This window comes from Nocardioides zeicaulis, from assembly GCF_042432345.1.
In the GTDB taxonomy this organism is placed as follows: Bacteria; Actinomycetota; Actinomycetes; order Propionibacteriales; family Nocardioidaceae; genus Nocardioides; species Nocardioides zeicaulis.
Window position 1 is genome coordinate 2695881 of sequence record NZ_JBHLXH010000001.1, and the last position, 25265, is coordinate 2721145.

21 protein-coding genes and 1 tRNA gene are annotated in these 25265 nt (G+C 73.1%); 14 read left to right on the plus strand and 8 right to left on the minus strand.

What is annotated here, in order from left to right; all coding sequences use genetic code 11:
* Window positions 1-50: 50 nt before the first annotated feature.
* Genes ACFFJG_RS13230 through ACFFJG_RS13250 form a run of 5 tightly spaced genes read left to right on the plus strand, consistent with a single transcriptional unit; the run spans window position 51 to window position 4473 of the window.
* Window positions 51-1097, plus strand: a complete 1047-nt coding sequence (locus tag ACFFJG_RS13230; RefSeq protein WP_378519196.1) for a sulfate ABC transporter substrate-binding protein — start codon at window positions 51-53, stop codon at window positions 1095-1097.
* A gap of 2 nt (window positions 1098-1099) precedes the next feature.
* Window positions 1100-1945: a sulfate ABC transporter permease subunit CysT gene (cysT, locus tag ACFFJG_RS13235; protein ID WP_378519197.1), complete on the plus strand. Its 846-nt coding sequence runs from the start codon at window positions 1100-1102 to the stop codon at window positions 1943-1945.
* A gap of 13 nt (window positions 1946-1958) precedes the next feature.
* Window positions 1959-2795, plus strand: a complete 837-nt coding sequence (locus ACFFJG_RS13240) for a sulfate ABC transporter permease subunit (RefSeq protein ID WP_378519496.1) — start codon at window positions 1959-1961, stop codon at window positions 2793-2795.
* Window positions 2792-3769 (plus strand): sulfate/molybdate ABC transporter ATP-binding protein, encoded by a 978-nt coding sequence (locus ACFFJG_RS13245; protein WP_378519198.1) that lies wholly within the window; start codon window positions 2792-2794, stop codon window positions 3767-3769. Before ACFFJG_RS13240 ends, ACFFJG_RS13245 begins: the two co-directional genes overlap by 4 nt.
* A 59-nt stretch (window positions 3770-3828) precedes the next feature.
* On the plus strand, window positions 3829-4473 hold the full coding sequence (locus ACFFJG_RS13250) for a cobalamin B12-binding domain-containing protein (protein ID WP_378519199.1): 645 nt from the start codon (window positions 3829-3831) through the stop codon (window positions 4471-4473).
* 26 nt (window positions 4474-4499) lie between these two features.
* On the opposite strand, the gene ACFFJG_RS13255 is transcribed toward ACFFJG_RS13250, so the two are convergent.
* Complete coding sequence (locus ACFFJG_RS13255) at window positions 4500-4991, minus strand: YajQ family cyclic di-GMP-binding protein (RefSeq protein WP_179619569.1); 492 nt, start codon at window positions 4989-4991, stop codon at window positions 4500-4502.
* A gap of 87 nt (window positions 4992-5078) precedes the next feature.
* On the opposite strand from ACFFJG_RS13255, the gene ACFFJG_RS13260 reads away from it, so the two are divergent.
* The 4 genes from ACFFJG_RS13260 (at window position 5079) to ACFFJG_RS13275 (ending at window position 8771) form a co-directional block, all read left to right on the plus strand.
* Window positions 5079-5160: transfer RNA gene (locus tag ACFFJG_RS13260), tRNA-Tyr, on the plus strand.
* Between the two features lie 82 nt (window positions 5161-5242).
* Window positions 5243-6460 (plus strand): AGE family epimerase/isomerase, encoded by a 1218-nt coding sequence (locus ACFFJG_RS13265; protein WP_378519200.1) that lies wholly within the window; start codon window positions 5243-5245, stop codon window positions 6458-6460.
* Window positions 6461-6480: 20 nt separating this feature from the next.
* Entirely contained in the window at window positions 6481-7434 is a 954-nt protein-coding gene (locus ACFFJG_RS13270; protein WP_378519201.1) for a carbohydrate kinase family protein, read from the plus strand.
* Window positions 7431-8771, plus strand: a complete 1341-nt coding sequence (locus ACFFJG_RS13275) for an MFS transporter (RefSeq protein ID WP_378519202.1) — start codon at window positions 7431-7433, stop codon at window positions 8769-8771. Before ACFFJG_RS13270 ends, ACFFJG_RS13275 begins: the two co-directional genes overlap by 4 nt.
* A gap of 7 nt (window positions 8772-8778) precedes the next feature.
* Here the strand turns inward: ACFFJG_RS13275 and ACFFJG_RS13280 are convergent, their stop codons facing one another.
* A complete protein-coding gene (locus tag ACFFJG_RS13280; RefSeq protein ID WP_378519203.1) occupies window positions 8779-10791 on the minus strand; it encodes a SpoIIE family protein phosphatase in 2013 nt (670 codons plus the stop codon).
* Window positions 10792-11027: 236 nt separating this feature from the next.
* Here ACFFJG_RS13280 and ACFFJG_RS13285 point away from each other — a divergent pair, with 236 nt between their 5' ends.
* Complete coding sequence (locus tag ACFFJG_RS13285; RefSeq protein WP_378519204.1) at window positions 11028-11708, plus strand: GAF and ANTAR domain-containing protein; 681 nt, start codon at window positions 11028-11030, stop codon at window positions 11706-11708.
* Between the two features lie 49 nt (window positions 11709-11757).
* Here ACFFJG_RS13285 and ACFFJG_RS13290 read toward each other — a convergent pair whose 3' ends face one another.
* From ACFFJG_RS13290 to ACFFJG_RS13305, 4 genes are read right to left on the minus strand one after another with little or no spacing between them, the layout of a single operon-like run.
* Window positions 11758-12438, minus strand: coding sequence for a histidine phosphatase family protein (locus ACFFJG_RS13290; RefSeq protein WP_378519205.1), 681 nt, complete (start codon window positions 12436-12438; stop codon window positions 11758-11760).
* Between the two features lie 24 nt (window positions 12439-12462).
* A complete protein-coding gene (locus ACFFJG_RS13295) occupies window positions 12463-13371 on the minus strand; it encodes a metallophosphoesterase (RefSeq protein WP_378519206.1) in 909 nt (302 codons plus the stop codon).
* A gap of 42 nt (window positions 13372-13413) precedes the next feature.
* Window positions 13414-14670, minus strand: a complete 1257-nt coding sequence (gene fahA, locus ACFFJG_RS13300) for a fumarylacetoacetase (protein WP_378519207.1) — start codon at window positions 14668-14670, stop codon at window positions 13414-13416.
* Window positions 14667-15503, minus strand: coding sequence for a hypothetical protein (locus ACFFJG_RS13305; protein WP_378519208.1), 837 nt, complete (start codon window positions 15501-15503; stop codon window positions 14667-14669). The genes fahA and ACFFJG_RS13305 overlap by 4 nt, the downstream gene beginning before the upstream one ends.
* Window positions 15504-15568: 65 nt before the next feature.
* Between ACFFJG_RS13305 and ACFFJG_RS13310 the strand changes: the two genes are divergently transcribed.
* From ACFFJG_RS13310 to ACFFJG_RS13325, 4 genes are all read left to right on the plus strand, one after another.
* Window positions 15569-16789 carry a homogentisate 1,2-dioxygenase gene (locus ACFFJG_RS13310; RefSeq protein ID WP_378519210.1) on the plus strand — a complete coding sequence of 407 codons (1221 nt, stop codon included), beginning with the start codon at window positions 15569-15571 and terminating at the stop codon, window positions 16787-16789.
* Window positions 16790-16853: 64 nt separating this feature from the next.
* On the plus strand, window positions 16854-18284 hold the full coding sequence (gene zwf / locus ACFFJG_RS13315; RefSeq protein ID WP_378519211.1) for a glucose-6-phosphate dehydrogenase: 1431 nt from the start codon (window positions 16854-16856) through the stop codon (window positions 18282-18284).
* Window positions 18277-20112: a glycoside hydrolase family 15 protein gene (locus tag ACFFJG_RS13320; RefSeq protein WP_378519212.1), complete on the plus strand. Its 1836-nt coding sequence runs from the start codon at window positions 18277-18279 to the stop codon at window positions 20110-20112. Before zwf ends, ACFFJG_RS13320 begins: the two co-directional genes overlap by 8 nt.
* Window positions 20109-21362 (plus strand): multidrug effflux MFS transporter, encoded by a 1254-nt coding sequence (locus tag ACFFJG_RS13325; RefSeq protein WP_378519213.1) that lies wholly within the window; start codon window positions 20109-20111, stop codon window positions 21360-21362. The genes ACFFJG_RS13320 and ACFFJG_RS13325 overlap by 4 nt, the downstream gene beginning before the upstream one ends.
* Window positions 21363-21366: 4 nt before the next feature.
* On the opposite strand, the gene ACFFJG_RS13330 is transcribed toward ACFFJG_RS13325, so the two are convergent.
* Together ACFFJG_RS13330 and ACFFJG_RS13335 are read right to left on the minus strand one after the other, a co-directional pair.
* Window positions 21367-23289, minus strand: a complete 1923-nt coding sequence (locus ACFFJG_RS13330) for an ABC transporter ATP-binding protein (RefSeq protein WP_378519214.1) — start codon at window positions 23287-23289, stop codon at window positions 21367-21369.
* Window positions 23286-25205: an ABC transporter ATP-binding protein gene (locus tag ACFFJG_RS13335; protein WP_378519497.1), complete on the minus strand. Its 1920-nt coding sequence runs from the start codon at window positions 25203-25205 to the stop codon at window positions 23286-23288. Before ACFFJG_RS13335 ends, ACFFJG_RS13330 begins: the two co-directional genes overlap by 4 nt.
* Window positions 25206-25265: the final 60 nt, after the last annotated feature.

Genomic DNA, 25265 nt, shown 5'->3' on the forward strand with positions numbered 1-25265 from the left:
ATGTATCTTTCTCGACATTGCAGCCCGATCACGAAAGTCGAGTACCCCCCATGCAGATCCGTTCACGTGCCGCCGTAGCGGTCGCCCTCGCCGGAGCGTTTGCCCTGTCTTCCTGCTCCGCCGACGCGGACTCCGGAAGTGACGACGGCGGCAAGACCAACCTGTCCGTCGTGGGCTTCTCCGTCATGGAGACCCCGAACGACGCGGCCTTCTCGGCCTTCCAGAAGACCGACGCGGGCAAGGACGTCACCTTCGACGGCCCGGCCTACGGCGCCTCGGGCGACATGAGCCGCGGCGTCGTCGACGGCCAGGACGCCGACCTCGTCCACTTCTCCCTCGAGCCCGACATGACCCGCCTGGTCGACGCCGGCATCGTGGCCGACGACTGGAAGGACAACGACACCAACGGCATCTGCACCCAGTCCGTCGTCGTGATGGTCGTCCCCAAGGGCAACCCGAAGAACATCGACAGCTGGGACGACCTGGTCAAGGACGACGTCAAGATCGTCACCCCGAACCCGGCCTCGTCGGGCTCGGCCAAGTGGAACCTGCTCGCCGCCTACGGCTCGGTCATCTCCGACGGCGGCAGCGAGGACGACGCGGCGGCGTACATGAAGGACTTCTTCGAGCACGTCTCCGCGCTGCCCGACTCGGGCCGCGACGCCACCACCGCCTTCACGCAGGGTCAGGGCGACGTGCTGCTCTCCTACGAGAACGAGGCCATCCTGGCCCGCCAGAACGGTGAGGACTTCGACTACGTCGTCCCCGACACCACCCTGCTGATCGAGAACCCCTGCGCCGTGACCGAGGACGCCCCCGACCAGGCGCAGGACTTCCTCGACTTCCAGAGGTCGGAGGAGGGCCAGAAGCTCTACGCGGGCTTCGGCTTCCGCCCGCTGGTCGACGTGGGCGAGGTGCAGGTCGAGGGCGCCCTCGACCCCGCCGACGCCTTCCCCGAGCCCGCCACCGAGCTCACCATCGACGGTGACTTCAACGGCTGGGGCGAGACCAACGACAAGTTCTTCGGCGACGGCGAGGACGGCAACACCCTCGGCATCATCACCGAGATCCAGGCCGACTCCGGGGTGGGCAGCTGATCGTGGCCACCACGACCCTCACGGCCAACCGGCCGGCGCGCAAGCGCCGGTCGGTTCGGCCGCGCACGCTGAACGCGAGCGCCAGTCTCGGCCTGGGGGTCGGGCTGCTGTGGTTCAGCCTCCTGGTCCTGATCCCCCTCTCCGCCGTGGTCGTCGAGGCCTCCGGCGGCGGGTGGGGCACCTACAAGTCCGCGCTGACCAACAGCCAGACCCTCAACGCGCTCCAGCTCACCATCGGCGTCGCCGCGCTGACCACCGTCATCAACATGGTGATGGGCACCCTCATCGCCTGGGTGCTCGTGCGCGACCGCTTCTGGGGCAAGCGCGTCCTCGACCTGGTCATCGACATCCCCTTCGCGATGCCCACCATCGTGGCCGGACTCGTCCTGCTCGCCCTCTACGGCAGCCAGGGCCCGCTCGGGGTCGAGTTCGAGAACACCCGCAAGGCCGTGTTCCTCGCGATCGCCTTCGTCACGCTCCCCTTCATCGTGCGCACGGTCCAGCCGGTGCTCGAGGAGATGGAGACCGACGTGGAGGACGCCGCCGCCTCGCTCGGCGCCAGCCGCCTGACCGTGCTGCGCCGGATCGTCCTGCCGACGCTGGTGCCGGCGATCTTCGCCGGCGCCGCACTCTCCTTCGCGCGCGGCATCAGCGAGTACGGCTCGCTCGTGCTGCTGTCGGGCAACCTGCCCAACCGCACCGAGGTGACGTCGTACCGCATGGCGTCGCTGCTCGAGGGCGGCAACCGTCCCGCGGCCGCGGCGCTCGCCACGATCATGCTGCTGGTCGCCCTGCTCGCGATCGTCGTGCTCGACGTGACCCAGCGAAGGCTGGCCCGCCGTGGCTAGCGTCAGCAGCGCGGTGGGGAACCGCTCCCGTACCATCACGTGGGTGCTGCGGGTCGTCGTCGTGGCGTACCTCCTCCTGCTGGTCGCCTGGCCGACCGGCCTGATCGCCAAGAACACCTTCGCCGACGGCTTCGGCGGCATGCAGCGCGCGCTGTCGGACCCCGACGTCACCCACGCGCTGTGGCTGACCGTGCGGGTCTCGGTCGTCGCCGTGCTCATCAACCTCGTCTTCGGCGTCGGCATGTCGCTGCTGCTGGTGCGCTACGACTTCCCCGGCAAGCGGATCCTCTCCGCACTGATCGACCTGCCGCTGTCGGTCTCGCCGGTCGTCGTCGGCCTCGCGCTGGTGCTCGTCTACAACCCGCGCTACGGCTGGCTCGGCGAGGGGCTGCACGACCGCGGCATCGACATCGTCTTCGCCACGCCCGGCATCGTCATGGCCACCTGCTTCGTGGTCCTGCCGCTGATCATCCGCGAGGTGGTCCCGGTGCTGGAGGAGATGGGCGACGAGCAGGAGCAGGCCGCCCGGAGCCTGGGGGCCAGCGGGCCGCAGACCTTCTGGCGGATCACCCTGCCCGGCATCAAGTGGGCCATCGTCTACGGCGTCGTGCTGAGCCTGGCGCGCTCGCTGGGCGAGTTCGGCGCGGTCAAGATCGTCGCCGGTCGCAGCATCGGCGACATGGAGACCGCGACGCTGCTGGTCCAGCGCGAGTACCAGAACTTCCACGAGGACGTCGCCTACTCGGTGTCGCTCCTCCTCGTCGTGGCGTCGGTCCTGTGCCTGATCGTCGTCGCCATCCTGCGACCCAGCGAGGGCTCGCACGCAGAACCCCTGAAGGAGAAGAAGTGAGCATCGAGGTCAAGAACCTGAACAAGCGGTTCGGTGACTTCGTCGCCCTCGACGACGTCAGCGTCTCGCTGCCGTCCGGTCAGCTGACGGCCCTGCTCGGCCCGTCGGGCGGCGGCAAGTCCACCCTGCTGCGCATCATCGCCGGCCTCGACTCCGCCGACTCGGGCACGGTGTCGATCGAGGGCACGGAGGCCACGCACCTGCCCCCGCAGAAGCGCAACGTGGGCTTCGTGTTCCAGCACTACGCCGTCTTCAAGCACATGACCGTCGCGAAGAACGTCGCCTTCGGCCTGGAGATCCGCAAGAAGCCCAAGGCCCAGGTCGCCGAGCGCGTCGACGAGCTGCTCAAGCTCGTGCACCTCTCGCAGTTCGGCCACCGGATGCCCTCGCAGCTCTCCGGCGGCCAGCGACAGCGCATGGCGCTGGCCCGCGCGCTCGCGGTCGAGCCGACCGTGCTGCTGCTCGACGAGCCGTTCGGCGCGTTGGACGCGAAGGTCCGCAAGGAGCTGCGCGACTGGCTGCGCCGCCTGCACGACGAGGTGCCGGTCACGACGGTGTTCGTGACGCACGACCAGGAGGAGGCCATGGAGGTCGCCGACGAGATCGTGGTCATCAACGAGGGCCGTGTCGAGCAGGTCGGCACGCCCGACGCGCTCTACGACACCCCGGCCAACGACTTCGTGATGTCGTTCCTGGGTGAGGTGACCCAGCTCGGCGGCGTCGCGCTGCGTCCGCACGACGTCGACGTGTCCGTCACGCCCGTGCTGGCCGGCTCCACCGAGGGCACGGTGTCGCGGATGCTCCGCGTCGGCTTCGAGGTGCGCCTCAACGTGCTCACCGTCGCCGGTGAGGACGTCAGCGTCGTGCTCTCGCGTGCCGAGGCCCGCTCCCTCGACCTGCACGAGGGCAGCACCGTCTGGATCACCCCGGCGCCCGGCGCCGCGGTGGTCCCCGCGATGAGCGCCGTCGGCTGACCGGCGCCCCGCCCCCAGGGAGGGTGCCGCCGTCTGGCGGCACCCTCTAGAGTCAGGTAGTGACCTCCACCCTCCCGGCCGCCCTGGCGGCGACCGAACGGCTGTGGGCTGCGGTCGAGACCTACGACGGCGAGGTCGCCGACACCACCCTCGCCGACCTGCTCTTCGAGCGTCCCCTCGACGACGCCGTGATGACCGTCGTCCTGCCGTTCCTGGGCGAGCTGGGCGACCGCTGGGAGGAGGGCCGGCTCTCCGTCGCCCACGAGCACTTCATCAGCAACATGCTCCGCCGCTGGCTGCTGGCCTTCTCCGGCCGACCGGGCAGCGCGGACGCGACGGGCGACGGCCCGGTGATCCTGCTCGCCTGCCCGCCCGGCGAGCGGCACGACCTGGTCCTGCTCTGCTTCTCGCTGCTGCTGGGGGAGGGCGGCGCCCGGTCGCGCTACCTCGGGGCGGACACCCCGATGCCCGCCATCGCCGCTGCCGCGCGGGCCTCGCGTGCCGACGCGGTCGTGCTGGCCGCCACCCGCCCCACGGCGTTCACCGCCGAGGCGACCTCCATCTCGCGCCTGGCCGCCGAGCACCCGGTCTTCGTCGCCGGCCGGGGTGCGACCCAGAACGTGGCCGAGAGCCTCTCGGCCCACCACCTTCCCCACGACCCCGTCGCCGCGGTCGGCTTCCTCCGGACGGTCCTGCAGAAGTAGCCCCCGCAGGACCCGCCCGGAGCAGGTCAGCGGTAGTTGGTGAACTGCACCGCGAAGTCGTAGTCCTGCGACTTCACCAGCTGCTGCACGGCCTGGAGGTCGTCGCGCTTCTTCGACGAGACGCGGAGCTCCTCGCCCTGCACCTGCGCCTTGACGCCCTTGGGGCCCTCGTCGCGGATCAGCTTGGAGATCTTCTTCGCATCCTCCGAGGTGATGCCCTCCTTGAGCGTGATGTCGATCTTCGACACCTGGCCGGACTGGCGCGGCTCGGAGGCGTCGAGGATCTTCAGGCTCTGGTCGCGCTTGATGAGCTTGTCCTGGAAGACGCTCAGCACCGCGCTGGCGCGGTCGTCGGCCGAGGCGGTGATCTCGATCGCCTTCTCGCCCTTCCACTCGATGCTCGCGCCCGTTCCCTTGAAGTCGAAGCGCGTCGCGATCTCGCGCGCGGCCTGGCTCAGCGCGTTGTCGACCTCCTGGCGGTCCAGCTTGCTCACGATGTCGAAGCTCGAGTCAGCCATGTCTGTGTCCCTCCTGAGGGGGTGCCCGTCGTGGCCCCCCGGCGATTCGTGGTGAAGTCCGTGCCTTGCTATCCTTCCGCACGGCCCGGCAGGTTGCCCGAGCGGCCAAAGGGAGCTGACTGTAAATCAGCCGGCACAGCCTACAGAGGTTCGAATCCTCTACCTGCCACTGGAGATCGTCCAGGCACCAGGACCCCCGTCGTGCGACGGGGGTCCTCGTGCGTCCGGGGTCGTGCTGCTTGACTGCGGGGATGAGTGACGCACCTCCCGACGACGCGTGGCTCGACGCCGAGCTGCGCCGCCTGCTGTCCTTCGGCCGCCGGGTCGCGCACCCGCTCGGCGGTGCCGCGTGGCTCGACGAGGACGGGGTGCCCGACCTCGACCGGCCGGTGCACACGTGGATCACCAGCCGCACGGTCCACGTCTTCGGCCTCGGCGCCCTGCTCGGCGTCGAGGGCAGCGCGGAGGTCGCGGCGGCTGCGCTGCGAGGGCTCACCGGCGTGCTGCACGACGAGGAGGACGGCGGCTGGTTCGCCGCGGTCGGTCCCGACGGCGCACCGGTCGACCCCGCCAAGGCCGGCTACGCCCACGCGTTCGTCGTGCTGGCCGGCGCCACGGCCGCGACCGCCGGCCTCGACGGGGGAGAGGCGCTCCTCGCCGAGGCCACCGAGGTCTTCGAGCGGCGGTTCTGGGACGACGCCGCCGGGCGGGTCCTCGACGAGTGGGACCGCGCCTGGACCGCGCCCGTGCCCTACCGCGGCCTCAACTCCGCCATGCACTCCGTCGAGGCGATGCTCGCCGCCGGTGACGCCACCGGCGACCGCACCTGGCCCGAGCGGGCGGCGCGCCTGGCCGGCCTCGCGACCGACCTGGCAGCGACCCACGACGGACGCCTCCCCGAGCACTTCGGCCCCGACTGGACGCCCGACCTCGAGCTCAACCGCGACCGGCCCGACGACCCGTTCAAGCCGTTCGGGGCGACCGTGGGCCACGGCCTCGAGTGGTCGCGGCTGCTGCTGCACGTCGAGGCCAGCCTCGGTGACGCCGCGCCTGCCGGGCTGCTGGAGACCTCCCGGCTGCTCTTCGACCGTGCGGTCGCCGACGGCTGGTCGGCCGACGGCGCGCCCGGCTTCGTCTACACGACCGACTGGGACGGCACCCCGGTCGTGCGGCAACGCTTCCACTGGGTGGTGGCCGAGGCGATCGGGGCCGCCGCCGCGCTGCACCGCCGCACCGGCGAGCAGTCCTACCTCGACCGGTACGCCGAGTGGTGGGCCTACGTCGACGAGCACGTCCGCGACACCGAGCGGGGCTCGTGGCACCACGAGCTCGACCCGCACAACCGGCCCGCCGCGACCGTGTGGCCGGGCAAGCCCGACCTCTACCACGCGGTGCAGGCCACCCTGCTCCCTCGGCTCCCGCTGGCGCCGGGTCTCGCCGCGGCCACCGCCTTCCCGGCGGCCGGCTGAGCAGCGGCATGATGGGGGCCATGACCGACGAGCAGCCCCGCATCCTGGTCGTCGGCGAGGCCCTCGTCGACGTGGTGCCCGACGCCGACGGGCAGCCCCGTGACCTGCCCGGCGGCAGCCCGGCCAACGTCGCGATCGCGCTCGGCCGGCTCGGGCGCGACGTGTGCCTGGTGACGGTGCTGGGCGACGACGAGCGGGGCCGCCTGGTGCGAGCCTGGCTGGAGCGCAGCGACGTCGAGGTGCTGGCCCAGGCGCCGGCCGGAGGCCGTACGTCGAGCGCGACGGTCACCCTCGACGAGCACGGCGCCGCGAGCTACGTCTTCGACCTCGAGTGGGACCTGGCCTCGGTCCCCGACGACGACCACGACGTCCTCCACGTCGGGTCCATCGCGACCGTCCTGGCCCCCGGCGCCGACGCCGTGCTCGACGCGGTGCGCGCCCACCGCGGTCGCGCCGTCGTCTCGCTCGACCCCAACGCCCGCCCCGTCCTCACCCCCGACCGCCAGCCCGTCGTCGCGCGGGTCGAGCAGCTGGTCTCGCTCTCCGACGTGGTCAAGGTCAGCGACGAGGACCTGGCGTGGCTCCACCCCGGCGAGGACCACGTCGCTGTCGCCACGCGCTGGGCCACCCAGGGCCCCGGACTCGTCGTGGTCACCCGCGGCGGTGACGGCGCGGTCGCCGTACGCCCCGGCGGCACCGCCCTCGAGGTGCCGGGCGTCCCGGTCGAGGTGGCCGACACGGTCGGTGCCGGCGACACCTTCAGCGGTGTGCTGCTCGACGCCCTGCTGGCTCTCGGCGTGCGCGGCACCGACGGCGCCACCGTGCTGCGCGGGCTGTCCGACCGCGACGTGCTCGGCGCCGTGATGGCCGCCGCCGTGGGCGCGGCGATCAACGTCTCGCGCCCGGGGGCCGACCCGCCCTCGCGGACCGAGCTCTCGGCGGCCCTCGGCGTCCCGGCGGCGGACGGGGAGTGAGCACCGAGCAGATCCACGAAATCGGCCGGCGCCGGGCGTGGGTGATCTGGCTCGTCGCGCTCGCGGTCTACGTGCTGGCGGTCTTCCACCGCAGCTCGCTCGGCGTCGCCGGGATCATCGCGGCCGACCGCTTCGGCATCAACGCCACGAGCCTGGCGACGTTCACCGTGCTGCAGCTGGTGGTCTACGCCGGCATGCAGGTGCCGGTCGGGGTGCTCCTGGACCGCTTCGGCTCCCGGGTGATGCTGGTCGGCGGCCTCGCGCTGATGACGGTCGGCCAGCTCGCCTTCGCCCTCGCCGAGTCGTTCCCCGCCGCCGTCGTCGCCCGCGCGCTCGTCGGCGCCGGCGACGCGATGATCTTCGTCAGCGTCATCCGGCTCGTGACGGTCTGGTTCCTGGTGCGCCAGGCGCCGATGGTGACCCAGCTGACCGGGCTCACCGGGCAGCTGGGCGCGATCGTGGCCGCCGGGCCGCTGGCGTTCCTGCTGCACCACCTCGGCTGGACCCGCGCGTTCGCGTTCACCTCCAGCGTCGGCGTGGTGCTGCTGGTGGCGGTGCTGCTGCTCGTCAAGGACTCGCCCTACCGGCGTGACGAGGTGGTGGCGGTCAAGCTGCGCGCGCTCGCCGAGTCGGTGCGCACGGTGTGGGGCAACCCCGGCACCCGCCTGGGCATGTGGTCCCACTTCACCTCGCAGTTCGGAGCGACCGTCTTCACCCTGCTCTGGGGCTACCCGTTCCTCGTGCAGGGCCTCGGGTGGAGCGCCGGGCACGCGAGCACGCTGCTGATGGCGATGACCGCCTGGGCCGTGGTGAGCGGGCTGGTGCTGGCGCGGCTGGTGGCGCGACTGCCGTACTACCGCTCGTTCATCGTGATCGGCGTCGTCCTGGCGATGGTCGTGCCGTGGACCGCGGTGCTGCTGTGGCCGGGCGCTGCGCCGGCGTGGCTCGTCGTCGTGATGGCCTTCACCACCGCGAGCGGCGGCCCGGCGTCGATGGTCGCCTTCGACCTCGCCCGCTCGTTCACCCCCGCCCACGCGATCGGCCGCGCCAACGGCCTGGTCAACGTCGGCGGCTTCACCGCCTCGCTGCTCACCATGGCGCTGATCGGCGTGGTGCTCGACCTGGTGCAGCCGGGTGGCATGGACGCCTACGACCTCCACGACTTCAAGCTGGCGCTGTCGGTGCAGTACCTCTTCTGGGCCTTCGGGATCTGGCAGATCCTCCGCTACCGCCGCCGCGGCCTCGCCCACCTCGACCGGGTCCACCCCGGCTCGATCGAGCAGATGCGCGCCGGACAGCCCTTCGTCCACCCCGGCATCGGCACCGAGGGCGTCTGAGGGGACGTCAGGGCGTCGGCAGGCGTTGCACGGGGAGGTGCACGAGGTCGAGCACGTGCGCCGCCGGCGACCCGGCCGGGGCGTTGACCCAGATCCGGGGTCCGGTCACCGGCGTCGCGCTGAGCTCGGCGATGACCTGCACGGCCCGGCTCGTCAGGAGGGTGACCTCGGCGAGGTCGAGCACGATGTCGTACGGCCCCGCGGCCGCGCCCAGCAGGGCGGACCTCAGCCGCTCTGCCCCGAGCAGGTCGACCGGACCGGCCACGACGACGCGCGTCGCACGGGCGGACCCGCCCCTCTCGCCGTCGTGCACGGACAAGGAGAGCTCGCCGCTGCCCGGGAGGTGCGGGGGAGGGGGACCGGCGGCGGTGGACAGGTGCACGTCGCGTCGTGCCGGCACCTCGACGGTCACCGTGGTGCCCCGTCGACCGGTGTCCCCGTGCTCGATGGTGAGGCGGTGCGCGAGCTGCTCGACGAGGCTGAGCCCGAGCCCACGGTGCTCCGGCTCGCGGACCCGCCAACGTCCGTGGTCCGACACGACCGCGCGGAGCGTCCCGTCGTCGGTGAGGCAGGCCCGTAGCCGGACCTCGCCCGGGTGGGACCTGTCGGCCCGGTCGGCGTACGCGTGCTCCACGGCGTTGGCCACGAGCTCGCTGACGGCGTGGTGGAACGCCATCGCCGACGAGTGCGACAGGTCGTTCGAGCCGATGAGCACCGCCGTCTCGAGCCGGGCGTCCTGGATCGCGGCCGGGGTGGCGGGCAGCACGACGTCCACGTCGGGCACCGAACGCTCCAGGCGGTGCGCGGCCAGGATGGTCACGTCGTCGACGTGCCCCGTCTCGCGCAGCAGCAGCTCGAGCGGCATGGTGCACAGCCGTTGGGCGAGCCGGGCGTGGGCCGAGCCGGGCGTCTCGCCGCGGAAGGCGGTCCCGGCGACGTGGGCGAGGTCCGTCGCGGCCTCTGCAGGATGGTGCTCGGGGCGTTCCACCAGTCCGTCGCTGTAGAGCACCAGCGCCGAACCCGGCTCCAGGTCGAGCTGCGCGACGGGGAGGTGCCCGCCGGTGGCCAGCGGGGCTGCCCCGGAGCCGGGAGCGAAGGTGGCACCCCGGCGGGAGACGAGGAGGGGTGGGGGATGACCCGCGGTGCAGTAGGACACCCGCGTCGAGCCGGGATCGATGACCGCCACGCACACGGTCGCAGCGTGCGCGCCGGGGACCGTGAGGGCGTAGCGGTCGAGCTGACGCAGCGCGTCCGTCAGGTCGCCGGTGCTCATCAGCGCCGCCGCCAGCACCGCGCGAAGGCCACCCATGACCGCCGAGGCCTCGACCCCGTGTCCCACGACGTCACCCACCACGACGGCGACGCGGCCCTCGCCCAGGGGGACGGCGTCGAACCAGTCCCCGCCCGCTGCCGCGTCCACCTCGGCCACGATGTAGCCGGCGGCGAGGTCCACCGCGGGGAGCGCCGGGAGCCCGGCCGGCAGCATCGCGAGCTGCAGCGACGTGACGACCTCACGTGCCGCGACGAGCTCGCGCCGTGCCTGGGCCTCCCGGGCTTCCGCCTCCCGCCGCCGGACGCGCTCGGTGACGACGTGCGCCTCGAAGATGATGCCCTCCCGCTCGCCGCTCGCGCCGGCGTACGGCGTCCCGGTGAAGTCGACGAAGATCTCGGACGGGGCCCCCACGGGGTCGTAGACCTCGATCCGCCACTCGCGCTGCACCTCGGGCCGGCCGGTCCGCCAGACCCGGTCCACCATCTCGAACGCCATCTGCCCGGCCAGCTCGGGGACGGCCTCGGAGATGGGGAGACCGATCATCTCCTCCTTGCCCATCGCTGCGCGATAGGCCGCGTTGGCCGCCACCACCACGTGATCGGGACCTCGCAGGCACACGGTGGCCGCGGGCAGCAGCTCGAACGTGGCGAGGACGTCCTCCGCGGTGCCGACGCGTGCGTCGGCGCTCTGGTCGCCGCCCGACCCAGCCCCGTCGACGCCGTCCCGGCGACGGCTCGCGTCTGACATGCCCCCATCATGGCCCCACCTCGTCGAAATCGGCGGGTGTGCCGACCAGGGCACGTCGGCCCGTCGCACGGACGGCAGCGCAGGGCATGGCGAACGGGCGTGGCGAACGGGCGGCCGGAGGTGTAAATTCGCGGTGTCGTCAAGCCAGGGCGACATCTCAGGGAGCAGCAAGGTGCGCAGACCCGACGGCGGGCCGCTCGCGACCGGCACGGGGGTGTGCTGCCGGATGGAGTGACGTGGCCACGACCGACCAGGAGCCCGCGCGCCAAGCGGCACTCGACCTGCTCACCGACAGCGCCGCCGGCAACATCCCGGGCGTGGACCACGTGAGCATCACCGTGCGCGACGGTCAGGGCCCCTTGCGGACGCTGGCGGCCACCGACGACCTGGCCGAGCGGTGCGACCACCTCCAGTACGAGCTGGAGGAGGGTCCGTGCTACGCGGCGGTCACCGAGGAGCGCTTCGTGCTCGTCAACGACCTGTCGGTGTCCGAGGCATTCCCCCAGTACGGACCGCGGGCCGCAGACCTCGGCATGGGCTCCCAGGCCGCGATGCAGCTGGTCCACGACACCCGCACCGCGGGCCTGAACCTCTACGCACACATGACCGGTGCCTTCGACGAGGGCACCGTGCAGCTGGCCGAGCTGTTCGCCTCCCACGCCGCCGCGCTCCTGGGCTTCGCGACCCAGGTCGACCAGCTGACCCAGGCGCTCCGCACCCGCACCGACATCGCCGCCGCCGTGGGGATCGTGATGGAGCGCTACGGCATCGACCGTGACCGCGCCTTCTCGTTCCTCGCCCGGTGCTCCCAGGGCCGCAACGTCAAGATCCGGGTGCTCGCGCAGCAGATCATCGACGGGTCGTTCCCGGGCACGATGGGCAAGGACGTGCTCCAGGAGTGGTCGCAGCTCCCCTGACGGCCGGCCTCCCGTCCGCCAGCGGGGCGTGCCCAACGGATGGGGACGCCTAGCCGACCTCGCCGTCCCCGTCGGCGTCGAGGTCGCCGGTGGGGTCCTCGGCCGTCGGGTCCTCGAGCAGGTGCCCGCCGACCGGGTGGCCCTGCCACGACACCAGCTCCCAGCCGGCGTCGGGGTCGCCGTCGAGGGCGATCAGCGCCGTGTTGTGCAGCGGCTGGGTGGACGGCGGCGCGTCGGGGTGGGGCGCCATCCGCGTCGAGACCCACGTCCGCAGAGCGGCGCCGTGGCTCACGACCAGCGCGGCGGCGTGACCGGCGTCGACGATCGTGCGGACGGCGGCGTCGAAGCGGTCGAGGAACTCCTCACCCGTCTCCCCGCCGGGCATCCGGTGGGCGAGGTCGCCCTCGAGCCAGGTCGCGACGGTGCCGATGTAGGCGGCGACGGCGTCGTGGTCCTTGCGCATCTCGAAGGCACCGGCGGCGATCTCCTCGAGCCCGTCGAGCTGGACCGGCTCGAGGCCGTGGGAGCGAGCGGCGGGGGCGGCGGTCTGGTGGGTCCGGACCCGGCTGGAGACGTAGATCGCGTCGAGGTGCTCCTCGGCCAGCACGGTCGCGGCGGCCTCGGCCTGCGCGCGGCCGAGGTCGGTGAGGTCGAGACCGGGGTGGGCGGTGTCGAGCTCGCCCGAGACGTTCGCGTGGGTCTGGCCGTGGCGCATGAGGAGCAGTCGCACTGCGGGGTCTCCTGGGAGTAGGGGTCAGCTGTTGTACGGCGAGGCCTTGGCCGAGGCGAGCTCGACCGCCTGCTCCAGCGGCATGGTCTCGAGGGCCTCGGCGACGTCCGAGCCGATGTGGCTCACCTCGTGGCCGCGCTCGAGCGGGACGAGCGTGTGGACCAGCCGGGAGTCGTAGACGTGGACCATCGTGAAGGCCTGGGCGGCGTCGACGCCGGAGACGAACCGGTCGACCGGCGCCGGGTCGCTGGTGTAGCAGCTGGCGGACGCCACCGAGACCGGCACGCCCGCGAAGGTCGACCAGGTCGTCAGGTGCAGGTGGCCGGCGAGGATGCCGCGCACGTCGGTGCCGGCGACGACGTCGGCGAGCGCCTGCTGGTCGCGCAGCTCGATCAGCTCCGCGGCGCGGAGCATCGGCACCGGCAGCGGGGGGTGGTGCATCGCGAGGAGGGTGCCGTGCTCGGCGGGGGTCGCCAGCACGTCGGCCAGCCACGCCAGCTGGTCGGGCGTCAGCTCGCCGTGGTGGTAGCCCGGGACGCTGGTGTCGAGCGCGACCACGCGCAGGCCGTCGACCTCGTGGACCCGGTCCTGCGGCCCGTCGTCGTCGGAGCCGAAGAGCGCCCGGGCGTAGGGCGCGCGCTCGTCGTGGTTGCCCATCGTCCACACGACGCTCGCGCCCATCTCCGCAGCCGCGGGCTCGACGACCGAGCGGAGCGTGGCGTACGCGTCGGGCTCGGCGCGGTCGGCGAGGTCGCCGGTGAAGACCAGCACCTGCGGCGCCGGCTGCACGGCGGCGAGCCGGTCGAGCGCGCGGCGCAGGTGGGCGACGTTGTCGGTGACGCCGTGGTGCAGCACCCCTCCGGCCAGCAGGTGCGGGTCGGAGAGGTGGGCGACGACGTGGCGCGGGGCGGGGTGCTGGCCGAGCTGTCTCACGACCGCCAGCCTAGGGGCCGCGCCGCCGTCGCCGCAGCGACCTCAGCGGGCGGGCAGGACCCGGCCGGTGACCTCGCCGAGGGTGATCCGCCCGCCGAGCGCGCCGGGGGCGGAGTAGCGCAGCGTCACCTCGTCGCCGTCCTCCAGGAACGTCCGCTCGCGGCCCGCCGCGGTGAACGGCTCCTTGCCGCCCCAGCTCAGCTCGAGCAGCGACCCACGCTGGTCGCGCTCGGTGCCCGAGACGGTGCCGGAGCCCCAGAGGTCGCCGGTGCGCAGGCTCGCGCCGTTGACGGTGGTGTGGGCGAGCATCTGGGCCGGCGACCAGTACATCGTGCGGTAGGGCGGGCGGGCCACGACCTCGCCGTCGAGCACCACCTCGATGTCGATGTCGAGGCCGGCCGGCCCGTCCACCTCGAGGTAGTCGAGGACCGGCGGGTCGTCCTGGCCGGGCAGCTCGGTCCACGCGGCCGAGAGGGCGGCGAGGGGAGTCACCCAGGCGCTGACCGTGGTCGCGAACGACTTGCCGAGGAACGGGCCGAGCGGGACGTACTCCCACGCCTGAATGTCGCGGGCCGACCAGTCGTTGAGGCCCACGACGCCGAACGTGTGCCGCGCGAAGTCGGCGGTCGCGACCCGCTCGCCCATCGCCGACGGGACGCCGACGACGAAGCCGAGCTCGGCCTCGATGTCGAGGCGCTGGGAGGGGCCGTAGGTCGGGAGGTCGTCGGCGGGTGCCTTGCGCTGCCCGCAGGGTCGTACGACGTCGGTGCCGGAGACCACGACCGTGCCGGAGCGGCCGTGGTAGCCGACGGGGAGGTTCTTCCAGTTCGGCAGCAGCGGCTCGGAGTCGGGACGGAACATCCGGCCGACGTTGGAGGCGTGGTGCTCGGAGGCGTAGAAGTCGACGTAGTCGCCGACCTCGAACGGCATCAGCATCGTCACCGAGTCGACCGGGGCCAGGGCGGGCTCGACGAGGTCGCGCTCGGTCTCGTCGGTGAGCAGCCCCGTGACCCAGGCCCGCACCGAGTCCCACACCGCCGGGCCTGCCGCCATGAACGGGTTGAGCGTGGGCTGGTCGAACAGAGCGTGGGTGTCGACCATGTCGGCGGCCGCCACGACGCTGAGGTCGAGCACCTGGTCGCCGATCCGCACGGCGACCCGCGGCCGCTCGCCGGAGCGCGCGAAGACGCCGTAGGGCAGGTGGTCGACGTCGAAGCCGGAGCCGGCGGCTCCGTCCACCCAGGTGGTGCGGGGGGCGGGGGCGCCGGGGGTGCCGGGGGTGCCGGGGGTGGTGGTCATGGCTGCTCCGTGGGGTCGGTGAGGAGTCCGAGGGCGGTGAGGTCGTCGCGCGGCTCGGTGACCGAGCACGACCCGAAGGAGGTCATCCAGCGGCGCGCCGACGACAGGTCGGTGGCGGCGAGCGCGGCGCCGTCGCGCTGCTCGAGCACCTCGGTCGCCTCGGCGACCGATCCGCCGTCCCACAGCAGCTGGGTCGCGGCCAGCAGGTTGAGGAAGCCGTGCGCCCCGCCGCCCTCGGGGTCGTGGCGCACGGCGCGGTGCAGGCCCGCCGTGGCCTTGAACGGCGTCTCGCGGTCGAGCGCGGCGTCGACCCAGGCGGCGACCGTGGGGGCGCCGGGGACCAGCGCGTGGTCGACGTTGCCGAGCCGCAGCTTGAGTCGGTGACCGAGGGCGGCGACCTCGTCGGCGGCCGCGAGCCAGGACGGGGTGGCGGGGCCGGGGACCTCGATGAAGAGGGGCACCTCGACGTCGGCGGCGCGGGCGGCGGCGTCGACGCGGCGGACGTTGGCGACCAGGTCGTCGGGGTCGCGCAGCGCGATCTCGACGGCGGCGACGTGCAGGCCGAGCCGGGCCGCTGCGCCGAGCGGGCCGGCGAGCTGGCCGGCGCCACCGGTGACCACGACCGACAGCGGTCCGCCGAAGCCGCGGACCAGCGGCAGGTCGGTGTCACGCAGGACGAACGTGCCGACCAGCTCGGCGTACCACTCCTCGCGACGGGCGGTGAAGGCCGCGGTGGCCTCGTGGAGCGGCGCGTCGCCCGGCGGGAAGATCGCGGCGTCGTCGACCAGCCCGCGCCACGGGTCGGACACGAGGGGTGCAGGGTCGGGGGTCACGGGGCTACTCTAGCCACCAGATAACGGACGAAAGTGTCCGATGATCGGACGGACGGAGCGGGCGGATGGCGCACTACCGAGCACTCGGACGGCTGCCGCGGCAGCGCCACACCCAGCTGCGCGACGATGACGGCCACCTGTTCCGCGAGGAGCTGATGGGCGAGGAGGGCTTCTCGTCCGACTCCTCGCTGCTCTACCGCCGCGGCGTGCCCAGCGCGATCGTCGACAGCCAGGTCTGGGAGCTGCCCGACCAGTCGCGCACCCCCAACCACCCGCTCAAGCCGCGCCACCTCAAGCTCCACGACCTCGAGACCGGGTCCTGCCCGGTCGAGGGCCGCCGCCTCGTGCTCGGCAACAACGACGTCCGCATCGCCTACGTCGTCACCGGCACCGACCCCTCCCCGCTCTACCGCAACGCCATCGGCGACGAGTGCGTCTTCGTCGAGGCCGGCAGCGGAACGGTGGAGACGGTCTTCGGCGTGGTGCCCTACCGGGCGGGCGACTACGTCGTCGTGCCGCGCGCCACAGACCACCGCTGGGTGCCGGCCGAGCCGTCGCGGCTCTACGCGATCGAGGCCAACTCCCACATCCACCCGCCCAAGCGGTACCTCTCCCGCTTCGGCCAGCTCCTCGAGCACGCGCCCTACTGCGAGCGCGACCTGCACGGCCCGCAGGAGACGCACCAGGTCGAGGGCACCGACGTCGAGGTGCTGGTCAAGCACCGCACGAGCGCGGGCGTCGTCGGCACGCGCTTCACCTACGCCACGCACCCCTTCGACGTCGTCGGCTGGGACGGCTGCCTCTACCCCTACACGTTCAACATCGAGGACTACATGCCGATCACCGGCAAGGTCCACCAGCCGCCGCCGGTGCACCAGGTCTTCGAGGGCTGGAACTTCGTGATCTGCAACTTCCTGCCCCGCAAGGTCGACTACCACGACCTCGCGATCCCGGTGCCGTACTACCACTCCAACGTCGACTCCGACGAGGTCATGTTCTACGTCGGCGGCGACTACGAGGCCCGCAAGGGCTCGGGCATCGGGATCGGCTCGATCAGCCTGCACCCCGGCGGCCACGCCCACGGCCCGCAGCCCAGCGCGATCGAGGCGTCGCTCGGCGTGCAGTACTTCGAGGAGTCGGCCGTCATGGTCGACACCTTCGCCCCGCTCGAGCTCGGTGAGGGCGGGCGCGCGGTCGAGGACCCGGCCTACGCCTGGACCTGGGCCGGGCGCGGCCCCGACTCCGCGGGCGACGACGGCGGCCCGGCGGTCTACAGCAACTCCTGAGCCGACCGCGGGATCCACCCGCAGGGGCGGCTCCGCCCCTTCGGGTGGTCGCTAGCGTCGGAGCATGACCACCGACGGCGCGGCCCTCCCGCCCCACGTCCTGCTCCTCTTCGGCGCCCGCGGCGACCTCGCGGCCCGCAAGCTGTTCCCCGGCCTCTACCGGCTCGCCGCGGCGGGCCGGCTGCCCGAGGACTACGCCGTCATCGGCAGCGGGCGGCACTCGCCCGGCAGCGACGACGACTTCCGCGACGAGGTCCGCGACGGGCTGCGCGAGAGCGTCGACGACCTCGACGACGACCTGGTGCGCGACCTGCTCGGGCGGGTCACCTTCCGCACCTCCGACGCCGATGACGGCTCCGACCTCGCCGCCCACGTCCGCGAGGTCGAGGAGGCGCTCGGGAAGGGATCGGACGACGACGTGCGCCGCCTGGTCTACCTCTCCGTCCCGCCGACCGCGATGTCCGGCATGGTCGCCATGCTGGGCCGCGAGGGCCTCGCCGAGCGCGCCCGCCTGGTGATCGAGAAGCCCTTCGGCCTCGACCTCGAGTCGTTCGAGGAGCTCGACCACGACGTGCACGAGGTCTTCGAGGAGAAGCAGGTCTTCCGCATCGACCACTTCCTCGGCAAGGAGGCGGTGCAGAACCTCCTCGCGCTGCGCTTCGCCAACGCGCTCTTCGAGCCCGCCTGGGACCGGCGCAGCATCGCCTCGGTGCAGGTCGACGTGCCCGAGACCCTCGCCATGGAGGGCCGCGGCTCCTTCTACGAGTCCACCGGTGCCCTGCGCGACATGGTCTCCACCCACCTGTTCCAGATCCTCGGCGCGGTCGCGCTCGAGGACCCGGGGGAGTGGTCGGCCGACGCCGTGCGCAAGGCCCGCGCGGCGGTCTTCCGCGACGTGCGTCCGCTCGACCCCGAGCGCGTGGTGCTCGGCCAGTACGCCGGCTACCGCGACGAGGACGACGTCGAGGAGGACTCCACCGTGGAGACGTTCGTCGCGCTCGAGGCGTGGGTCGACAACGACCGCTGGCGCGACGTGCCGTTCCTGCTGCGCACCGGCAAGGCGATGGCGGAGACCCGCCGCACGGTGACGTTGCGCTTCCGCGAGCCCGACTCGGGCGTCTTCGCGCCGGTGGGCGGCACCGACGAGCTGGTCCTCGAGCTCACCGACACCGCGAAGGTGCAGGTCGACCTGCTCGGCAAGCGACCGGGGCCCGAGATGGAGCTGGCGCCCGCCACGATGCACCTCGACCTCGGCGAGGAGCTGCCCGACGACGACCCGCTCGAGGCCTACGAGCGGCTGCTGCTCGACGTGATGGAGGGCGACCACACGCTCTTCGCGCACGCCGAGGAGACCCGACGGCTGTGGGAGGTGTGCCAGCCGGTGCTCGACGACCGGCCCGACCCGCTGCCCTACGAGAAGGGCTCGTGGGGCCCCGACGCCGCGCTCGACCTGCCGCCCGGCGGCTGGCGCCTGGGTGGGCGCGACGGTGACTGAGCGGGAGACCCGCGAGCGGCCCACGATCGCCGAGCACGGGCTCGTCGGCGACCTCCGCACCGCGGCCCTCGTCGCCACCGACGGCACGATCGACTGGTTCTGCCCGGGACGCTTCGACGCGCCCAGCGTCTTCGCCTCGGTCCTCGACCCCGACGCCGGCCACTGGCGCCTGGGGCCGGACGACCCGCAGGCGCGCAGCCAGCAGTACTACCACCCGGAGACCAACATCCTCGTCACCCGCTTCATGACCGAGCGGGGCGTGGTCGAGGTGCAGGACTTCATGCCCCTGCTGCGGGCCGACGACGACGCGCACCGCCAGCGCCTGGTGCGCCGCGTGGTCGGGCTGCGTGGGTCGGTCGACCTGACGATGCACATGGCGCCGCGTCCGGAGTACGGCGCCGTCGAGCCCGACCTCGACGTGCGCGACGACGTCGTGCGCTTCGCCGACGGCGACGTCCACCTCGCGCTGTCGAGCACCGTCGACCTCGACGTGGACGACCACGCCGCGACCGCCCACCTCGCCCTCGACGCGGGGGAGGCCGCCCTGTTCGTGCTGGAGGTGCTCTCGCCCGGCGAGGAGCCGGAGGGGTGCTGCGAGGCCGACGTCGAGGAGCTCTTCGACGCCACTGCCGCCTTCTGGCGCGGGTGGCTGTCGCAGAGCACCTACACCGGCCGCTGGCGCGAGTGGGTCGACCGCTCAGCGCTCACCCTCAAGCTGCTGTGCCACGAGCCCAGCGGCGGCATCGTGGCCGCGCCGACGACCAGCCTGCCGGAGGTGATCGGCGGGACGCGCAACTGGGACTACCGCTACGTCTGGGTCCGCGACGCGGCGTTCAGCGTCTACGCCCTGCTCCGCCTCGGCTTCACCGAGGAGGCGTCGGCGTTCGTCCGGTTCCTCAGCGAGAGGCTCGGCGAGGCCGCCGACGACGGCGAGGAGACCGACCGCCTCGGGCCGCTGCGCGTGCTCTACGACCTCGACGGTGGCACGCCCCACGAGCGCGAGCTCGACCACCTCGAGGGCCACCGCGGCTCCCGGCCGGTGCGCGTGGGCAACCAGGCGGTCGACCAGCTCCAGCTCGACGTCTACGGCGAGCTGATCGACTCGGTCTACCTCTTCGACAAGCACAGCCGCGGGATCAGCCACGACGCGTGGACCGACCTGACCCGCATCGTCGGCTGGCTGATGGACAACTGGGAGCGCCCCGACGCAGGCATGTGGGAGATCCGCGGCGAGCCTCGCACCCACACCACGTCGCTGGTCATGTGCTGGGTCGCGGTCGAGCGGATGATGCGCGTGGCGCGGCGCCGCGGGCTGCCCGGCGACCTCACCGAGCTCGCCGCCACCCGGGACGCGATCTACGAGCGGGTGATGACCGACTGCTGGAACGACGACATCGGCGCGTTCACCGCGTTCGCGGGCGGCGAGGAGCTCGACGCCGGCACGCTGCTGATGCCGATGGTCAAGATGGTCGCCCCCGACGACCCGCGCTTCCTCTCCACGCTCGCGCGGATCGAGGAGCGGCTGGTCACCGACAGCCTGGTGCTGCGCTACGACGACGAGGAGTTCGACGACGGCGTCGGCGGCGGCGACGCGGAGGGCACGTTCTCGCTCTGCTCGTTCTGGTACGTCGAGGCGCTCACCCGCGCCGGGCGCCACGACCAGGCGCGCGTCGCGCTGGAGAAGATGTTCACCTACGCCAACCACCTCGGGCAGTACGCCGAGCAGGTCGGGCTCAACGGCGAGCAGCTCGGCAACTTCCCGCAGGCGTTCACGCACCTGAGCCTGGTCAGTGCCGTGATCAACCTGGACCGTAGCCTCAGCGGGTGAACCCGCCGACCCGCACCGACCCGCAGTCCCGCACGCCGTCCCCGTCGCAGGGCCGGTCGCTGAGGGTCGCGGTCGGCGTGCCGCTCGTGCTGGCGCTGCTGTCGATGATCGGCCCGTTCAGCATCGACACCCCGTTCCCGGCCTTCACCGAGATGGGCCGCGAGCTCGACGCGACGGTGCCGCAGCTCCAGCTCGTGGTGACCGCCTACATGCTGGCGTTCGCCGCGATGAGCATCTTCCACGGCCCGCTCTCCGACGCGGTCGGGCGCCGCCCGGTGATCCTCGGCTCGCTCGCGGTCTACGCCGTCGCCTCGGTCGCGTGCGCGTTCGCCCCGTCGCTCGAGCTGCTCCTCGTGGGCCGGGTGGTGCAGGGCCTGGCCGCCGGCGGCTCCACCATCGTCAGCCGGACCATCATCCGCGACCTCTTCGACGGCCCCGAGGCGCAGCGGATGATGAGCCAGGTGGCGGTGATCTTCGGCCTCGCGCCCGCGATCGCGCCCGTGGTCGGCGGGCTGCTCGTGCAGGCCGGCCCGTGGGAGACCGTGTTCTGGTTCATGGCTGCGATGGCCGTGGTGCTGGTCGTGGCCTCGCTCGCGCTGCTGCCAGAGAGCCACCCGCCCGAGCGTCGTACGCCCCTGAGGGTCGGGGAGATCCTGGGCGGCCTCACCGCGGTCGCGCGGGTGCCCGCCTTCCACCGGATGGCCTGGGCCGGCACGTTCGTCTTCGGCGCCCAGTTCCTCTACATCGGCGGCGCCTCCATCTTCGTCGTCGACCTCCTCGGGGAGGGCGAGCTCGACTTCTGGAAGCTCTTCGTCCCGATGATCGGCGCCATGATCGTCGGCTCGGTCGCCAGTGGCCGCTACGGCCGCATCGTCTCGAGCAGCCGCCTGGTCTCGGTGGGCTACGCCGTCAGCACCCTGGGTGCGCTCCTCGGCGTCGTCGTGGCGCTGACGCCGGCCGGGCAGGTGCTGCCGTGGGCGGTCGTCGGCGTCTCGCTGGTGGCCTTCGGCAACGGCCTGGCCTACCCCAACATCCAGCTGCTGATGCTCGACCTCGTGCCCACCCGCCGCGGCGCGGTGATGTCCGCGGCGTCCTTCGTGACCCTGGTGTTCAACGCCGCCACCGCCGCCCTCCTCGCCCCGTGGGCCGGTCGCTCGGTCCTCGGCTTCGCGGTCTCCGCGGCCGTGTGCGTCGTGCTGGGTTGGGGGTTCTGGCGCTGGCACCAGCACGCCTCGCGCGCCGACGCCTGACGCGTCAGGACGTCCAGGCCCGCCAGAGGGCGGCGTACTCGCCGTCGAGGTCGAGCAGCTCGTGGTGGCTGCCGAGCTCGGCGATGCGGCCGTCGATGACGACCGCGATGCGGTCGGCGTCGTGCGCGGTGTGGAGCCGGTGGGCGATCGCCACGACCGTGCGGCCCTCGAGCAGGCTGTTCATCGAGCCCTCCAGGGTGCGGGCGGTGCGGGGGTCGATCAGCGACGTCGCCTCGTCGAGCACGAGCGTGTGGGGGTCGGCGATGATCAGCCGCGCCAGCGCCACCTGCTGGGCCTGGGCCGGGGTCAGCGACTGACGCCCCGAGCCGATCGTGGTGTCGAGGCCCTCGGGCAGCCGCTCCACCCACGAGAGCGCACCGACGGCGCGCAGGGCGGCGCGCACGTCGTCGTCGGTCGAGTCCTCGCGGGCGAGCACGACGTTGTCGCGCACGGTGCCGATGAAGACGTGGTGCTCCTGGGTGACGAGCGCGACCTCGGTGCGCAGCACCTCCAGCGGCAGGTCGACCAGGTCGACGCCGCCGACCCGGGCCGAGCCGGTGCGCGGCCGGTTGATGCCCGACAGCAGCCGGCCGAGGGTGGACTTGCCCGACCCGCTGGGGCCGACGACGGCGAGCCGCTCGCCGGTGCGCAGGCGCAGGTCGACGCCGTGCAGCACGTCGTGGCCCTCGCGATAGGCGAAGCGCAGGTCCTCGCCGACCAGCTCCGAGCCCTCGGGCAGCCGGTCGCCGGGCTCGCGGTCCGGGGGCACCTCGGCGATGCCGAGCAGTCGGCTCGTCGAGGCGGCGCCCACCTGGAGCCGGTCGACCTCGCCGATGAAGGCGTCGAGCGGCTCGCCGAGCGCGACGACGTAGAGCATCGCCGCGGTGATCTGCCCGAGGTCGACCCAGCCGCGGGAGTAGGCCCACGCGCCGACGACGAGCGTCACGACCTGCGGCACCTGGAAGGCGCCGTTGAGGGCGGCGAAGAGGACGTTGCGCAGCGTCATGCCGTAGCGCTCGGCCTGCGCGGACACCTCGATGTCGTCGCTCCCGGCGCGGACCCGCCCGGCCGAGAGGCCGAGCGCCTCCACGGTGCGGGCCCCCTCGACGGTCTCGGTGAGCGTGGTGTTGATCCGGGAGTACGTCGCGCCCTCGGTGATGTAGGCCTTCGGCGCGCGCCGCAGGTAGGTGCGGACCGCAGGGGTGCAGAGCGAGAAGACGAGCAGCGCCGGTACCGCGAGCACGAGCGAGTTGAGCAGCATCGCGACCACCGACAGCACGACGGTCAGCAGCGAGATCAGCAGGCGCGGCACGCCCCACTGCACCGAGCGCGCCATCGTGCCCACGTCGCGGGTCACCCGGGTGACGAGGTCGCCCGTGCTGGCGCCCTCCACGCGGCCGACCGGCAGCCGCAGGATCGTGCCGACGACGTACTCGCGCGCCGAGGCCAGCAGGTCCTGGCCGAAGTGGGTGGAGGTGCGCTGCGCGCCGAAGGTGAACAGCGCCTGCAGCACCACGACCCCGACGACCGTGAGCGCGAGCCGGTCGAGGCCGGCGACCTCCGTGCCCTGCTCGACGCGGTTCACCAGGCTGCCCAGCAGCCGCGGCACGACCAGCGCCGACCCGGCGGCCAGCGCGTTGAGGAGCACCAGCAGGGCGAAGGACCGCTTGCGGCTCCGGACGAGGCCGGTGAAGAAGTCGAGGACCGCACGGTTGCCCGACACCGGCCAGCCGCGGACCGGGTTGCGCGAGGCGGTGTAGACGTCCTCGGCGCGCTGGCGGCGCAGGTCGTGGCGCTGCCACAGGGCGCGCTGCCGGTCGCGGACCGAGCCGCCGGTGGGCGGGCGGAGCGCGTCGGGGACGGCCGGTGGGTCGTCCGTGCGGTCGCGCCAGGTGTCGGCCGAGGTGGCGAGGAGGTCGGCGCTCATCGGGTCACCCCCTCGTCGTCGAGCTGGTCGTCGAGCTGGTCGTCGGGCTGGTCGTCGAGCGCGCGGGCGACCACGCGCCGGTAGTCGGCGTGCCCGGCGAGGAGGTCGGCGTGGTGGCCCTCGGCGACGACGGTCCCGTCGTGCAGCAGCACCACGTGGTCGGCGTGGTGCAGCCACAGCGGGGACACGGTGGTGACGACGGTGGTGCGGCCGCGGCGGGTCTGCGCGACCCGCTCGGCGACCCGCGCCTCGGTGTGGGCATCGACCGCCGACGTCGGCTCGACCAGCACCAGCACCGGCGGGTCGGCCGCGATCGCGCGGGCCAGCACGACGCGCTGGCGCTGGCCGCCGGACAGGCCGCGGCCGCGCTCGTCGAGCTGGCCCTGCCAGCCCTCGGGCAGGGCGTCGTAGACGTCCTCGGCGTTGGCCACCCGCAGCGCGTGCTCGGCCTGCTCGCGGGTCAGCCGGCCGTGGGGGTCGACGGCGTCCTGGAGGGTGCCGGCGAAGAGCTGGCTGCCGGTGTCGCTGACCAGCACCTGGCGCCGTACGTCGGCGAGCGAGGCCCGCGAGAGGTCGACGCCGCCGAGGGTGACGCCCCACTCGCGGCCGGCCCGCTCCTCGTCGAGGGCGGCGATCCGCGCCCGCTCCTCGGCGCGGGCGGCCCGGGCGCGGCGAGCGGCGCGACCCTTGAGGCCCCCCTCGTCGTCGGCGGCGACGGGCTCGGTGTCGGCGGGGAGGTAGCGCCCGAGGCGGTCGGCGAGGGCGGCGCTCTGCTCGGGGACGGCGCTGACGACGACCGTGAGGACGCCCGGCGGGACGGTGAGGCCGCTCGCGGCGTCGTGGAGCGCGGCGGTGCCGTCGAGCGCGACCGGCGCGTCCGGGTCGCGCCACGGCGGGCGCTGCTCGAGGATCGCGATGGCCTTGCGGGCGCTGACGAGCGAGCGCGTGCCCTTCTGGGCCAGCTCGAAGAAGGTGCGGATCGGCCCGACCATGAACAGGCCGTAGCCGAGGAAGGTGATCAGCTCGCCGACCGTCAGCGCGCCGGAGCCGACCTCGCGGGTGCCCAGCCAGACCAGCGCGACGAGGAAGATGCCCGACAGCAGCACGCCCACGGCCTCGACCACGGCCTGCCAGATGCCGGCGGCGACGCCCGCCTCCTTGGCCGACTGCGACTGCCGGTCGTAGTTGGCGCCGAAGGTCTGCTCGCCGCCGATGCCCCGCAGGATCCGGAGGCCGGCGACGATGTCGGTCGCCAGCGACGTCAGGTCGGAGGTGCGCGAGCGCTCGACCTGCTGGCGCCGGTGGAGCGGACGCAGCAGGGGGAGCGCGGCCCCCACCAGGAGCGGTGCCGCGACCAGCGTCAGCAGCCCGAGCTGCCATGACATCGTCAGGACGATGAAGGCCACGGTGAGGTAGGAGGCCAGCTGGCCGAGCGAGCGCGCGACGATCTCGGTCAGCGCCCCGAACTCGTCGGAGTCGCTGGAGGCGACGCTGAGGACCTCACCCGTCGGCGAGCGACGGGGCAGCACGTGCCCCATCTGCGCCACCTTGCGGGTGACCATCTCGAGCGTGCCGTAGAGGCCGACCAGCCAGCTGCGCACCACCAGGGTGTGCGACACGATGCCGAAGACCGACCCGATCACCACGACGACGAGCAGGAGCAGCGCCCACCCGGCCAGCGCGGGGGTGGAGCCGCCGACGATGCCCTGGTCGACGGCCCGGCCGAAGATCCACGGGCCGAGCGTCATCGGCAGGAACCACAGGGCGTAGCACAGCGACGACAGCGCGATGAGCGCCTTCTGCTGGCCCAGCACCCATCGGAGGAAGGCTGCGGGCGACCGGGTGTCGGGGTCCGGGCTGGGCGCGTCGTCGGTGCCGGTGAAGAACGTCGCGACCCGGGGAGGAAAGTCCTGCATGTCGGGCACGACCCTAGGCGTCGTGCCCCCACCGGGCGAAACCGATATCGGCCGGTGGGG